This window comes from Parabacteroides sp. AF18-52 (assembly GCF_003479145.1).
GTDB classification, from domain to species: domain Bacteria; phylum Bacteroidota; class Bacteroidia; order Bacteroidales; family Tannerellaceae; genus Parabacteroides; species Parabacteroides faecis.
In genome coordinates this window covers 36,612-51,100 of sequence record NZ_QUGR01000022.1, presented here as the reverse complement: position 1 = coordinate 51,100, position 14,489 = coordinate 36,612, and the positions used below count along the sequence as shown (strand labels likewise).

Annotated in this window: 9 protein-coding genes; 4 read left to right on the top strand and 5 right to left on the bottom strand. The window is 43.8% G+C overall.

Annotation, left to right across the window (positions count from 1 at the left end; genetic code table 11):
- Nucleotides 1-123: 123 nt before the first annotated feature.
- The 4 genes from DWX23_RS22285 to DWX23_RS22270 all read left to right on the top strand — a co-directional run bounded on the left by DWX23_RS22285 (nucleotide 124) and on the right by DWX23_RS22270 (nucleotide 5,533).
- Nucleotides 124-1,662, top strand: coding sequence for an alpha-N-arabinofuranosidase (locus DWX23_RS22285; protein ID WP_122376154.1), 1,539 nt, complete (start codon nucleotides 124-126; stop codon nucleotides 1,660-1,662).
- A gap of 103 nt (nucleotides 1,663-1,765) precedes the next feature.
- Nucleotides 1,766-3,820, top strand: coding sequence for a M1 family metallopeptidase (locus tag DWX23_RS22280; RefSeq protein WP_122376117.1), 2,055 nt, complete (start codon nucleotides 1,766-1,768; stop codon nucleotides 3,818-3,820).
- A gap of 87 nt (nucleotides 3,821-3,907) precedes the next feature.
- On the top strand, nucleotides 3,908-4,819 hold the full coding sequence (locus DWX23_RS22275) for a nucleotidyltransferase (RefSeq protein ID WP_122376116.1): 912 nt from the start codon (nucleotides 3,908-3,910) through the stop codon (nucleotides 4,817-4,819).
- A gap of 117 nt (nucleotides 4,820-4,936) precedes the next feature.
- Entirely contained in the window at nucleotides 4,937-5,533 is a 597-nt protein-coding gene (locus DWX23_RS22270; protein WP_122356988.1) for an RNA polymerase sigma-70 factor, read from the top strand.
- 3 nt (nucleotides 5,534-5,536) lie between these two features.
- On the opposite strand, the gene DWX23_RS22265 is transcribed toward DWX23_RS22270, so the two are convergent.
- The 5 genes from DWX23_RS22265 to DWX23_RS22245 all read right to left on the bottom strand — a co-directional run bounded on the left by DWX23_RS22265 (nucleotide 5,537) and on the right by DWX23_RS22245 (nucleotide 14,417).
- Nucleotides 5,537-6,877, bottom strand: coding sequence for a sulfatase (locus DWX23_RS22265; RefSeq protein WP_122376115.1), 1,341 nt, complete (start codon nucleotides 6,875-6,877; stop codon nucleotides 5,537-5,539).
- Nucleotides 6,878-6,907: 30 nt separating this feature from the next.
- Nucleotides 6,908-7,810: an alkaline phosphatase gene (locus DWX23_RS22260; protein ID WP_122356991.1), complete on the bottom strand. Its 903-nt coding sequence runs from the start codon at nucleotides 7,808-7,810 to the stop codon at nucleotides 6,908-6,910.
- Between the two features lie 79 nt (nucleotides 7,811-7,889).
- Complete coding sequence (locus DWX23_RS22255; RefSeq protein WP_122376114.1) at nucleotides 7,890-9,710, bottom strand: RagB/SusD family nutrient uptake outer membrane protein; 1,821 nt, start codon at nucleotides 9,708-9,710, stop codon at nucleotides 7,890-7,892.
- A gap of 36 nt (nucleotides 9,711-9,746) precedes the next feature.
- Nucleotides 9,747-13,175: a TonB-dependent receptor gene (locus DWX23_RS22250; RefSeq protein ID WP_233587745.1), complete on the bottom strand. Its 3,429-nt coding sequence runs from the start codon at nucleotides 13,173-13,175 to the stop codon at nucleotides 9,747-9,749.
- A gap of 225 nt (nucleotides 13,176-13,400) precedes the next feature.
- Nucleotides 13,401-14,417 carry a FecR family protein gene (locus DWX23_RS22245; RefSeq protein WP_122376112.1) on the bottom strand — a complete coding sequence of 339 codons (1,017 nt, stop codon included), beginning with the start codon at nucleotides 14,415-14,417 and terminating at the stop codon, nucleotides 13,401-13,403.
- Nucleotides 14,418-14,489: the final 72 nt, after the last annotated feature.

The following is a 14,489-nucleotide window of genomic DNA, read 5'->3' as shown; positions in this document are numbered from 1 at the left end:
AAAAAACAATTATTACCCTATTTTGATCGATAAATCCCCTATTTTGACCGAATAATGATACTGTGGTTTGGAAAATATAACGTAATTTTGACACGTAATAAAAAAAAATCACAGTATCATATCATGAAAAAATTATTCATCAGTGCCCTCGCATTTCTGGCATTACCCTTATTTGCCCAAAAAGAGGCAAGTATCCGTGTGTATCCCCAACAGGGAACACAACAGATCAGTAAACATATTTACGGACAGTTTGCCGAACATCTGGGAACCTGTATATATGGCGGACTTTGGGTCGGTCCCGATTCCGATATCCCCAACACACAGGGATACCGTAACGATGTTCTCAATGCGTTGAAAAACTTACAAATCCCTAATCTTCGCTGGCCCGGAGGCTGTTTTGCAGATGAATATCATTGGATGGACGGTATCGGTCCGAAAGAGAACCGTCCGAAAATGGTAAACAACAACTGGGGCGGAACGATTGAAGACAATAGCTTCGGGACCCACGAGTTCCTCAACCTCTGCGAACTGCTCGGATGCGAACCTTATATCAGTGCCAATGTCGGTAGCGGAACCGTGGAAGAAATGGCGAAATGGATTGAATATATGACTTCGGAAGGCGACAGCCCGATGGCACGCCTGCGCCGCCAGAACGGTCGCGACAAAGCATGGAAGGTCAAATTCATCGGGGTAGGAAATGAAAGCTGGGGTTGCGGCGGCAGCATGCGTCCGGAGTACTATTCCGATCTGTACCGGCGTTACTCTACTTATTGCCGCAATTACGACGGAAACCGCCTGTTCAAGATTGCCAGCGGTGCCAGCGACTATGATTACAACTGGACGGAAGTGCTGATGCAAAACGTAGGCGGCCGTATGGACGGGCTTTCCCTGCATTACTACACCGTCGCAGGTTGGAACGGAAGCAAAGGATCGGCAACGGATTTCAATAAAGACGATTTCTACTGGACGATGGGCAAGTGCCTGGAAATAGAGGATGTGATCAGAAAGCACATTACCATCATGGATAAATACGATCCGAAAAAGAACGTCGCCCTGATGCTCGATGAATGGGGCACCTGGTGGGATGAAGAACCGGGAACGATCAACGGACACCTGTATCAGCAAAATACGATGCGCGATGCCTTCGTCGCCGCTCTTTCACTGAATGTATTCCACAAATACACCGATCGCCTGAAAATGACCAATATCGCCCAGATCGTCAACGTGCTTCAATCCATGATCCTCACGAACGGCCCGAAGATGTTGCTCACTCCAACTTACTATGTTTTTGAAATGTATAAAGTACATCAGGATGCCACATATCTTCCGATGGATCTGATCTGCGATAAAACGAAAGTACGTGACAACCGGGAAGTTCCTATGTTGAGTGCATCTGCTTCGAAGGACAAGAACGGCTCGATCCATATCACACTCGCCAATGTGGATACCGACAATGCACAAAATATATCCCTCGACCTGCAAAGCGAGAAGATATCCGGGGTAAGTGGCCGGATACTGACATCCGGTTCCATCAACGACCATAACACTTTCGAGCAACCGGACGTGGTTAAACCGACAGTATTCAACGGTGCCAAAGTGGAAAAAGGCCGGCTGAATATCAATCTTCCTGCCAAATCGATCGTCGTACTGGAAGTGAAGTAACTTTTTCATCGTATTTTACCATCCTGCCGACAAATTCGTGCCGGTAGGATGGTTTGCGCCTCCTTTAAATTGTATACATTTGCGGGATAATAATCTCACTCGAATGAAACTCTTACCAAAAATACTACTGGCATGTTTATTAACGGGGCAGACCGTTCATGCTCAAACAGAATTCCGGATTTACGATACTATACAAGTCACCCACCACAATCTGCACTTCGATATCCGTAATTTCAAAGACCAGACATTATACGGCAAAGCGGATATATCCATCCGGAGTAAGATGGATAACCTGAAATATGTTCCTTTGCTTTTGCGACAAATGGAAATAGACAGTATTTGGGTGAATGGTTCGCTCCTTTCCGGTTATCAATACAATGATACTTTGCTGCGGATACCATTGGTTTCCCCTCTGAATGAAGGTGACAAATCGGTGGTTTCCATCGCATACCACGGTACCCCGCCTGCTGCCGAATTTGGAGGATTCTTGTTTAACGACAGTCTGCGAATGGCATATAATATGGGAGCATCGATCAATGATATCCCCCATAGCTACGGACGGGGTTGGTTTCCCGCCGTCGATGATTTCCGGTCGAGAAGTACTTTCGACCTTCATTTCAGAGTTGAAAGCGGCCTGAAAGCGATCGGGAACGGATTGCTGAAAGATACGGTCTCCAACGGGGATGGAACGACCACATGGCATTGGACTGTCAACCAGCCAATCCCGGAATATCTGGTCAATGTGGCGGTCGGTGATTACCGGAAGATCGAAATGAGCCACCGACAAGTCGGCAGAACGCTGCCTATCGATATATACGTTTTACCCCAGGAGGTCGAAAATGCCAGGGAAGCCTATGCGATCGTCCCCGGAATACTGGAGAGCATGGAAAAACGATTCGGCGAATATGCGTTCGACCGGGTAGGATACGTATCCGTCAACAGTCCCGGAGGTGCTATGGAGCATGTGGGGAATATATCCATGCCGATGAATCCACAGCCTACCCTCGATTATCAGTTATATATCATTCACGAATTGATACACGGATGGTTCGGGAATAAAGTGACCTGTGCCACAGCCGGAGACATGTGGTTAAACGAAGGGATCACGACCTTCTGCCAGGAACTGGTATTTCAGGACCTGTTCTCACAACAAGAGGCAAAAAACGATTCTGAGGGTAATCTTTTGTTCGTTCTTTCCAGTTCCTTAAACTACGACGGAGGTTATTATCCTTTACAGGGAATGCCGCAGGAACACACCTACGGCATAGCGACGTACTACAAAGGAGCTGCCGTGATGCATACGCTACGTTATTACCTCGGTGATGACCTGCTGATACCTGCCCTGAAAGACTATATAGATACTTTTGCCTTCCGGCATGTCACAACCGACGAATTCAAAGACTTCCTGTCGGCCCATACCGGGAAAAACCTGGATGATTTTTTCAACCTGTGGATAAAACAACCCGGATTTCCGGCGTTCGAGATCGATTCGATCGTTTCCACGCAGGTGAACGACGGATATAAGGAAACAATCTTTCTGGAACAGAAATTATGCCATGCCAACGAATACGGGCATAATGTACGTGTCCCGATCACTCTGTTCGACGAAACAGGGAAAGAAAGCACGGAGATAGAAGTGACGGCGACCGGAGAAAAACCTTCGTTCATGACGCAAACTCCGTTCAAACCGGCTTATTGGGTCGTCAACAGAAACAACGATGTAGCATTAGCTTCTTTTACCCGGCAGTTATCAATCAATAATCCCGGCCAATATTCTCTGCCCGGGTATAACCTTGAACTGGAGTGTAAGCAGGTTAAGGACCCGGTAAATGTCTATTTACAACATTATTGGGTGACACCGGACGCCATGCAGACAAAGTCGGATATTCTTTTATCGGATACTCATTATTGGCGCATAGCCGGTCATATCCCTGCTTCCTGTTCGTTAAGCGGAACGTTTACGATCGATAAAAAGTATCTGGACAGCGAGCTGTTGAAAGACGGCCCGGAAGAAGTGCTCGTCATGTACCGCCCTACCCCTTCCGATAACTGGCAGGAGCATTCTGCAGGTTCGTTGGAACAGGGATATTTTATCGTTGCCGACAATCTCAAACCAGGGGAATATTGCTTGGCTGTTCGAGTTTTAAACAGAAATTAATCACAAATCACAATTGTGTATTATCAATTGTTTTCTACCTTTGTCGGCAGAATGAAAAATACACTATCTAATTAAAATAAAAGAATTATGAAACCTACATTATTTCTACTGGCTGCCGGTATGGGTAGCCGCTACGGAGGTTTGAAACAGTTGGACGGACTGGGTCCTAACGGGGAAACAATCATGGATTATTCAATCTACGATGCTATTCAAGCCGGTTTCGGAAAGCTCGTCTTTGTTATCCGTAAAGATTTTGAACAAGATTTTCGTGATAAGATCATTTCTAAATATGAAGGTCATATTCCTTGCGAATTAGTATTCCAGGCTATCGATAATCTTCCCGAAGGATTTACCTGCCCGGCAGAACGTACAAAACCATGGGGTACGAACCATGCCGTTATGATGGGTGCCGACGTGATCAAGGAACCGTTCGCCGTAATCAACTGTGACGATTTCTATGGCCGCGATTCTTTCCAGGTAATGGGCAAATTCCTTTCAGCACTGCCTGACGGTTCTGAAAACACGTATGCAATGGTCGGTTTCCGCGTAGGAAATACGTTGAGCGAAAGCGGTACCGTTTCCCGTGGTATTTGCAGCACAGACGAAAACGAGTTGTTGACTTCTGTTGTTGAACGTACCAAGATCCAGCGTCTGGACGGTGAAGTTAAATACATCGGCGACGACGGCGAATGGGTGGCTACTCCCGACACTACTCCGGTAAGTATGAACTTCTGGGGCTTCACACCCGACTATTTCGCTTACAGCAAAGATTTCTTCAAAGTGTTCCTGAGCGATCCGAAGAATATGGAAAATCTGAAAAGCGAATTTTTCATTCCTTTGATGGTCGATAAGCTGATCAGCACCAGTACGGCTACTGTAAAAGTATTGGATACGAACAGCAAATGGTTCGGAGTAACTTATCCGGAAGACCGTCAGGAAGTTGTCGATAAGATCCAGGCATTGGTCGATGCTGGTGAATATCCAGAAAAGCTGTTTTAACAACTGAACAATCATACAAAATTCCCGGTAGAGCTGTTATTTTTCAGTTATTCTACCGGGAATTTCTTTTTCTCACCAAAAATCTGTAATATTGTTCCAAATTATGTAATCGCACACATGGGGATCAAAGAAAAAACAGACACGGAATTAGCCATCTTACTCACTCTTAATGATGAAGCGGCTTTCAGTGAACTATATGTGCGCTATAAAGACAAATTGTATTACTTCTGCCTCCATTTACTCAAATCAAAAGAAGAAGCCAACGATATCGTTCAGGAAATATTTATCCGTATCTGGGAATCACGTAACTTTATCAACCCGGACCTCTCTTTTTCTTCTTTTCTCTATACAATGGCACGCAACAGGATACTTAATTATTTCCGGGATATCGATATCGATGAAAAGGTAAAAGAAATACTTGCCACACAAAAAGTTACGGAGGAAGAAGCGATCGACTCCAAAATAATCTACACTGAATATCAGGTGATCCTTCAGAATGCAATCAGCCAGCTTCCCCCGCAACGCCGGAAGATATTCAACATGAGCCGCATCGAAAGTATGTCTCATAAGGAAATTGCAGCCGAATTAGGTATTTCGGTCAATACCGTGCAGGAGCATATTTCAGAGGCGCTCAAATTTATAAAAGCCTATTTCAGCAAACATGCGGATATGTCCATAAGCCTGTTGCTGGCAGCTTTTATCTTGTATAAATAATACTTAGTTATTACTGAAAAAGTCGCCGGTTGTTTTAACTTCTTCCAGCTTTTCTTCTATCAGGGCCGTCAATTCCTTTACTATATCCGGATATTTGGTAGCCAGATTATATTTCTCCGAAGGATCGGTATTTATGTTAAACAGTAAAGGCAATTCGCCTTTAAAATAATCCAGCCCCAACTGGCTGTATGTTTTCACATGCAACTTCCATTTGCCTTTCCGCACCGCCATCAGCTGATGGTCGATACCAAAATAGAAGAATGGCGTTTCCGGTTTCGGAGCCACACCTTCGTATCCCAGGTAAGAGGCTACATTCTTTCCGTCGATGACCCGGTCTGTCGGAATAGCTGCACCGCCCATCCATACGGAAGTGGCAAAAACATCCATGGAAGTTATAACCTCTTCATTGACCTGACCGTTCAGATGGCCCGCCCAGCTAACGAAACAAGGTACACGGACACCCCCTTCCCAGGTACTGCCTTTACCGTCGCGGAAGATACCGGCCGATCCGCCTTCCTCGTTCCGGGGCAGCCAGGGCCCGTTATCGCTCATAAACCAAACGATCGTATTCTTATCAAGACCTTCTTTCCTGAGAGCAGACAAAATCTCCCCTACTCCCCAGTCGATCTCTTCCACCGCATCGCCGTAAGTACCCCTCTTGGATTTGCCGATAAAGGCTTTTCCGGGATATAACGGAACATGAGGCATTGCATAAGGGACATAGACAAAGAAGTTTTCTTCCTTATGCTTTTTAATGAATGATATCGCTTTTTCCGTGTAAAGCGCTGTCAGTTCCGACTGGTCGGGATTCATTTTGAGCGTATCATTTCCACACATCAAAGCTATATCCGGATATTTCGGGGGGATCATATCATTGCTGTACGGAAGACCTACATATTCATCGAAGCCGTTCTGCAAAGGCAAATATTCCTTCTTCGTACTTCCCAGATGCCACTTGCCATAGATAGCCGTAGCATATCCCTGCTCTTTCAGCAATTCGGCCATCGTCAGTTCGCGGGGATGAATACCTCTTTCTGCATCCGGGCTCAGTACCCAGCGGAAGCCGGCACGCACCGGATAACGTCCTGTCAATAAGGAATAACGGCTTGCTGTTGAAGCCGGGGATGCACTGTAATAATTCGTAAAGCGCATACCGTCCAGAGCCATCCGGTCCAGATTAGGAGTCTTTATATCCGGATGTCCCGTCACACCTATATCTCCATACCCCATATCGTCACAGTAAATAATAACGATATTCGGGCGGGTGGTCTTGTTTTCTTTAGCGGCTGCCTGGCACAAAGGTACCGGCAGCAATGCTAAAGCTATTTTTATATGATTATTCATTTTTGTTTTCTTTCCTGTCACTTTTCCTTATTACTTAAATACCTGTAACATCGGACGGCCGATCCATACCTGCGGCTGTTTCAGATTGAATATATGAGCGATAGTGGCTGCCGTGTCAAACTGCATCATGCTTTCAGAAAATTCATAACCTTTCTTGATTCCTTTTCCGGAAATAATGAAAGCAGTTTCCATTTCCTGCATCGTCTTACCACCATGTCCTTTATTGATCCCCCCGTGGTCGGAAGTAACAATAAAGATCGTATCATCCAGCATACCGGCATTTTTTACAGCTTCTACGATCTGAGCGATATAACCATCCAATACTTTCAGCATATTATAATACTCCGGCGTGTCATGGCCATCCGCATGGCCGATATGATCCGGGTTATCAAAAATGACCGCACACAGGTTCGGTTTGGCCGATTGGATATAGTCGACAGCATAACGAGCCGTAGCATCGGGTTCTTTTGAAGCCTCGGCCACATGCTTGTCGTAATTCAGCGCCAGGGTGTCCACAACATAACGGATCCCTTTCCATTCGCAGACACAACCTATCTCAGCCTTCGGTTCCGATTCACGCAACAGGCCAAATACAGTCGGGAAAATGCCGTCTTTACTCAATACCCGCGAAGGAAGTTCCGGTGTTCTCGATCCCCATTCCGTATATCCGTGTAATTCAGGACCTGCCCCCATAAACATGGATGCCCAGTTCACAGCACTGGAAGATGGCAGTACACTTCTTTTTTTCAACGTATAGGAACCATCCGCCATCAATTTCTTAACCGTGGGCATTTCCGCTTTCTCCACGCTATAGGCTCCCCAGCCGTCGAGACCGATCAATATGACATGTTTAGCCTTCCATTTGGCTGCAAACGAAACATTGGCAAATAAAAAAATAAAAGCAACGATATATAAATATTTTCTAGTATCCATATTTTATGTATTAAATAATAAAGGTTGTTTCTACGACAACACAGTCCGGAAACAACCTTTAAGAGAGTATTGATATTAATTATTCGGCAGTTTCCCAACCCGGGTTTTGTTTTAACTTAGGATTCAACGCTATTTCCTGAGTAGGGATAGGTTCCAGATAATATTTTTCCAGCCATCCCGACGGTTTTGCGAACAGGATAGAATATCCCTCATCAGCCCCATTGAGAATATTGAGCTTACCTCCATAGTTACTGCTCTTCACCCATGCGCCTAATGGTTGTTTATTCACATATTCCCCTTTCTTCCAACGTTTCAGGTCACGGAAACGGAAACCGTCACCCATCAGTTCGATACGACGCTCACGACGGATTTCCCACAACACGGGATCTACGCTCTGGTCTCTGTTCAAATCGAAGGAAGCATCTATTTCCGATACATTCATAGATGGAATAACCGCACGAACACGAAGTTTATTGATAGTAGCATCAGCTACGGACTGAGAAAATTCACCTAATTCAAATTTAGCTTCAGCATAGTTCAGCATCACTTCTTCTATACCAAATAGCAGATAATCGACAGTAGAAGAACGCAACGCCATATTATCGACGTGACGGTTATAATATTTCCAGAAATAGAACCCTAAATGGCTAACAAGGAATCCCTGTCCGTTCGGGTAGTTACGGAAATGAGGGAAACCGGAAACCTGATACCCGACGAAGTTAGATACCGGTAAACTCTTGCCTGTCGCCGAGCCGCCTATTTCTTCCATATAGTCAATATATTCACGATCACTGGCAACTCCGGTATGCTCCCAACCGAATGATGTACCGGCGGCACCTGTCAGGTTCACTTTATATGGAGGAACTACCGTCCAATATAAACGGCGGTCACGGTGACGGAACTGGGCATTCAGATCCTTATCGCCTTCATACACCTTACTGGTAGAAACCGGACGTCCGTCTGAACATAGATAACTGTCAACAGCATCTTTTGTCAGGTCGACGTACCATGCCGAAGAGCGGATCACGCGTGTGATACTATGCGTTACCATATCCGTTTCATATTGTTTAGCCAGGATCACCCCTGTTTTTCCAACCAATTCTTCCGAATTATAAAGATCATCATAATTAGACATGATAGCAGGATAAGTATTCATCAACTTTTCTGAAGCATCTGCACAAGCCCGCAGGTAAGTTTCGCTATCATTCAGTCCGTGATATTTACGCCATGTACCTTCAAACAATCCGAAACGGGAAATCAGGGCTCTGACAACATGAACATTGATCGTATTTGTCCCTGTACCATCCTCTTTGATATGTTCTTCTGCCCATTGCAGCTCTTCCAGAATATGTTTGGCGACTTCGTCTCTCGGAGTCCGCTCACAATAAAGTTCTTCCGTATCCGTATCATCCAGCACTCTGTCGATCCAGGGCACATCGCCATAAGCCGCCATCATATCGAAATAACGTAAAGCTCTGAAAAAGTAACCGACACTTCTCCAGTGGTCTTTATCGACATCACTCATGGAAGAACCATCGATATTCTGCAACATTATATTTACACGACGGATAAACGTAAAGCTCCAGGAATCGCTGGTCGCCGGTAATTTCTTTAACTGATATGCATAATCGGACTCTCCTCCGGAATTGGCATAAATTATATTATCCGTATCATACTCACTCGATATATTGGCCGGTGTATAACCACCATCCGTTGGAAATCCGTCGAAATATTCATACAATCCCCAGGCATACGTTTTGAAGTTATCATTCGTTTCAAATGCAGTCGCTTCAGTCTGCTGGTCCAAGGGGATTTTATCCAAAAAATCACTTGAACATCCCGTCAATCCCAAACCGGTTAAAGCGATGACCGGTAATACGATATATTTTTTCAAATTCATATTCTTTCTTTTTAATAGTTTCATAATAATACAGAATTACAAGCTTACGCTGAAGCCAAAGGCATACGAACTCATGAAGGGATAACCCAGTCCGTTCGCTTTACTTTCGACCGCCGGGTCGAGACCTTTAGGCATATGATCGAACGTAAACGGATTTTCTGCTGAAACATACACTCTCAGGTTACTGATACCAATTTTAGAGATTACACTCTGAGGGATTGTATATCCCAGTGTCAGATTCTTCACCCGCAGATAAGCTCCGTTAGTCAGATACTTTGTCTGGGCACGAACATTCGCTGCATAGTTCGTATTTCTCATACCTGTTTCATACAAACGAGGGAAGAAAGCTCCGGTATTTTCAGGAGTCCAGTAATCCAATTGATGTTCATAGATCGTACCGAATTCATAATAATACGGGAAGATCAAATCGTTTGTCAACCATTTGTCACATTTTCCAACTCCCTGTAAAAGGAAAGAGAAGCTGAGGTTATTCCATGACAAGCCACCGTTTATACCATATTGGAAACGTAATGAGTTATTCCCGATAATCTTACGGTCGCCCGGATCATAAATCGTTTCATTTCCTGAATTGATGATACCGTTGCCATCCAAATCCTTGAACATCATATCACCCGGATTCGGTTTCACACCTTCCACATGAGGAATACCGTCTTTCAGGGTACCATTTTTCAGATTCGCATCCAAAGTTCCCTCTACAAAGTCATCGACCGTGTACAACCGATCAGTTACATATCCCCATATTTCACCTAACTGTTGTCCTTCCACATAGGTTTTATTATCAGAAGTACGAATCACACCGGCTACATTATTTTTAAACTTTGTGATATAGGCTTTGTAATCATACAGGTTGAAACCGATATTATAATGTACTTTTCCGATCTGGTCACGCCATGCCAATTCCAGTTCGAAACCGGTAGATTTCAAATCGGCTACATTCTGTAAAGGAGCTGTTGCACCCAAAGTAGCAGGCAATTGCGATCCGCTGGTCAACATATCCTTCGTATCGCGGCGGAAAAGGTCGAAGTTGGCGGAAAGACGGTTCTTCAAGGCACTGATATCGAAACCGAGGTTTAAGGTACGAACCGTTTCCCAGGTGAAATTTCCACTTACCAGACCCGGCTGCTTCAGAGTAATAGGCTGTGTATTATTATCCAACCATTTCGACTTTTCAGATTCCATACTTGGTACAAACTGGTAGGGATCGATATTCTGATTACCAACCGTACCGATTGATCCTCTGATCTTAAATTCAGGAATATAATCGCGCAACGGTTCCATGAAACTTTCTTCCATCACTCTCCATCCCACAGACAGAGACGGGAAGAATCCCCAGCGGCTACCCGACGGGAATTTGGAAGAAGCATCATAACGTCCGTTCAGCTCAAGCAGGTAACGGTTTGCGTAGTCATAATTCAAACGTCCGAAAAATCCCATCACCGTATATTCGGTAAACTTATCATACGCTTTCTGTACACCCACAGACTGGGAAATCGAAGGCATATCGTCATTGATCATATTTGAAGTTTCAGCTTTCAGATAATCATAATGATTGGATTCCTGGTTATATCCTAATAATAAAGAGAAATTATTATCGGCAAAACTTTTGGCGTATGAGCCGTAAATGTTCAAAGCCGTATAATTTGTAACAGCACGTTGGCGGCTATACGTTGAATAATCAGAAGTGTATTCTTCCGAGAATTTATCAGCATTGGCAAAACGGATACGTTTTGAATACTTTGTCTCGGTTTCATTCAGGTTATCATATGTAAACTCTGCATTCAAAACCATGTCTTTGATCGGCGTTGCTATCAATTTGGCGAAGACACGCGTATCAGAGATCGCATTCGTGTTCTGACCGCCCAGACGAGTCAGGTTACCTGCTGTACCGGAATATAGATCTTCGTCATTGATCGTGATCATCCCTGTCGGGTTGTAAGACGGAGCCCACACCGCTTTGGAATAGTTGGCACCGCTGGGCATGCCTTTATCCGATTTATAGAAACTAAGATCCAACTGTCCTGTCAACCAGTTCGTTATTTTCGAACTGATAAAACCTTTCGCATTATAACGTTTATAGCTATCCATATCGGTTGTCATGATACCATCGGAACCCGTATATCCCAAAGAAATACGGTATGAAGAACGTTCGGTACCCCCACTCACAGAGAAATCATGTTTCTGCTGGAAACCTGTTTCCGACAAGAAATCCTTCATTATATCCGTTTGTGCCAACTGATAACGCATGCCACCTATATCTGCATATCCATCCGGATAAGCAGACGGATTAGAACCGTATTCATGAAGCAGATCCAGCCATGTATCCACAGTCTGACCGGAATAATATGTTATATAACCCATATCCGAATATGCCTGAACGGTCTGGAGCGGATTCGCTTTTACCGGCAAATTCGTCGGCTTTGAAAAAGAAAAATTATTACTGTATGTCAGCTGTACCTTCTGTTCTTTCTGGACCCCTTTGGTTGTAATCAGGATAACACCAAAAGCAGAACGAGCTCCGTAGATAGAGGCAGATGCCGCATCTTTCAGGACCGTAACCGACTCGATATCATTCGGATTGAGTAAGTTCAACGAACCGGAAAACGGCACATTATCGACAAGAATAAGGGGGTCGCCGTCATTGATACTCGTTGTACCGCGAATATTAAAATCCAAACCGCCACCAGGTTCACCGCTACCGGAAGTAACCTGTAATCCCGGAACTGCTCCCTGCAACAAAGCACCTGTAGTCGGAACCGGGCGATCTCCCATCACCTCATCCATTTTAACGCTACTTACGGAACCGGTCAGGTTGGCTTTTTTCTGTTTCGCAAAACCGACTACGACGACTTCATCCAGAGCCTGTGTATCCTCAATCAATGCAACTTCCACACTCTGTTGTCCTTTTCCTATCGGCATTTCTTTTGTCAGATAACCAATGTATGAAACAACCAAGGTACCTTTCTCCGGTACTTCCAGAGAAAAATTACCATCCATATCCGTCACAGTACCACTGGTAGTACCTTTTACAAACACGTTAGCACCAATAATAGGCTCGCCATGATTATCACGGATAGTACCGGTTACTTTTTTGGCATTTTGTTCAACAGCCGGAAAAGACGCTTTAACTTGTCCCCGACTGACCGATATCGTATTATTGATCTTTTTAAAAGACAATCCCGTTTGGCGGGATAATTCATTCAGAATAGCATCTATCGAACCTTCTTTAATTTGTACACTTACATTTTTCAAGCCTTTTAAAACGGATTCGTCATAAAAGAAATTAAAGCCGGTGATTTTACTTAATTGTTCAAAAGCGTCGCTGACTGACGTCTGTTTCACCACATACGTGATATCGCTTTCTTTAAGACTTTGCCCTAAAGCTCCTTCCGCGCAAAGTAACTGCGACGACAGAGCGATAGCACAAACGGTTAACGAAGTTCGCATAAGAGTCTTGTTATAGATTAGATTATAATTCATACATTTGTAATGTTTTAATAAATGATGTTTGTTAAGACAGGCAGAGATACTTTACAACCCAGTGGCTCAATACTGTTCTGAAGGTCCCTGCTGAAAATCAGTGAAGGCAGTAGTGTAGCAGCACTACTGCTTTTTTCATATATTTTATCATCTAGTGTTTATCATAGGCATTCCGTTTTTTTAATGTTAGACTTAATGTTTATCATATAATATAATATTATCTCCTTCGAGTCGGCTTCGAAGTCCTGTCGTAAAGCAGATGGCTTCAATTACAGCCTCGATACTTTTGTTATCATGGGTACCCGTGATGCGATACTCACAATCTTTACATTGCAGAATCACTTTTCGATTATAAGTACGGTTGATTGTTTTAATTACTTCACGGATCGGTTCTTTGTTAAAATACAGGGAACCATGTATCCACTTTATATAGTTGTTTTCCTCAATGGTTTCCTTACGAACGTTCCCGTCTATTTTATTGATCGAAAGATGTTCATTCGGTGAAACAGCCAGCTGAAGGTCCTGATCGGCAACATTTACCCTGACTTTTCCTGTCGATACGGTTAGTTTGATAAATTCATCTTCTTTGTAAGATTTGAAATCGAATGAAGTACCCAATACCTTTACCTGGGCTTCTCCGCTTTTTATAACAAAAGGTTTATCCGGATCGGGAGTCACATCGAAGAATCCCTCTCCTTCTATCTCTATGGTACGTTCTTCTTTATTAAAATTATTGGGGATGCGAACCTTTGTATCAGAATTAAGAATAATCTTCGTGCCATCTGCCAACCGTATACTTTTCTTTTCGCCTTTTGCAGATATTTTTTCCGTATAAGTAATCATCTGTTGCGGACGGTCATAAATTTTTAATAAACCGAACGTCACACTGAAAGCAAGAATTAAAATAGCAGCAATCCGATAAAAACCGTTCAAACGGTTTTTATTCCTAACACTGGTGTTAGCGGATTTATTTTTATGTTCGATCTTTGATAATAAGGAAGAAACTTCTTTGCGTAATTCGGTTTCCCTTTCTGAAGTCGGTTGGGCCATATCCCTATCGATAGCTTCCCAAAGCGGCTGGATAACAGAATCCAACCCAGCATGGCTGTCCGGAGATTTCAGCCATTGAAGCAATGTCCACAACTCCTGTTCCGAACATTGATCTTTTATATATTTTTGAAGAAGCGATATGATGATCGTGTCTCTCATAAGTATCTTTATAAAATGACTGTTTTTAAGTCTGTTTATAAAGGATACACACAAAAGATTTCTGTCTAGGGG

Excerpts from the sequence above, each read along its gene's own strand:
- DWX23_RS22285 (WP_122376154.1), top strand. The coding sequence starts at position 124 with ATGAAAAAATTATTCATCAGTGCCCTCGCATTTCTGGCATTACCCTTA.
- DWX23_RS22280 (WP_122376117.1), top strand. The coding sequence starts at position 1,766 with ATGAAACTCTTACCAAAAATACTACTGGCATGTTTATTAACGGGGCAG.
- DWX23_RS22275 (WP_122376116.1), top strand. The coding sequence starts at position 3,908 with ATGAAACCTACATTATTTCTACTGGCTGCCGGTATGGGTAGCCGCTAC.
- DWX23_RS22270 (WP_122356988.1), top strand. The coding sequence starts at position 4,937 with ATGGGGATCAAAGAAAAAACAGACACGGAATTAGCCATCTTACTCACT.
- DWX23_RS22265 (WP_122376115.1), bottom strand. The coding sequence starts at position 6,877 with ATGAATAATCATATAAAAATAGCTTTAGCATTGCTGCCGGTACCTTTG.
- DWX23_RS22260 (WP_122356991.1), bottom strand. The coding sequence starts at position 7,810 with ATGGATACTAGAAAATATTTATATATCGTTGCTTTTATTTTTTTATTT.
- DWX23_RS22255 (WP_122376114.1), bottom strand. The coding sequence starts at position 9,710 with ATGAATTTGAAAAAATATATCGTATTACCGGTCATCGCTTTAACCGGT.
- DWX23_RS22250 (WP_233587745.1), bottom strand. The coding sequence starts at position 13,175 with ATGCGAACTTCGTTAACCGTTTGTGCTATCGCTCTGTCGTCGCAGTTA.
- DWX23_RS22245 (WP_122376112.1), bottom strand. The coding sequence starts at position 14,417 with ATGAGAGACACGATCATCATATCGCTTCTTCAAAAATATATAAAAGAT.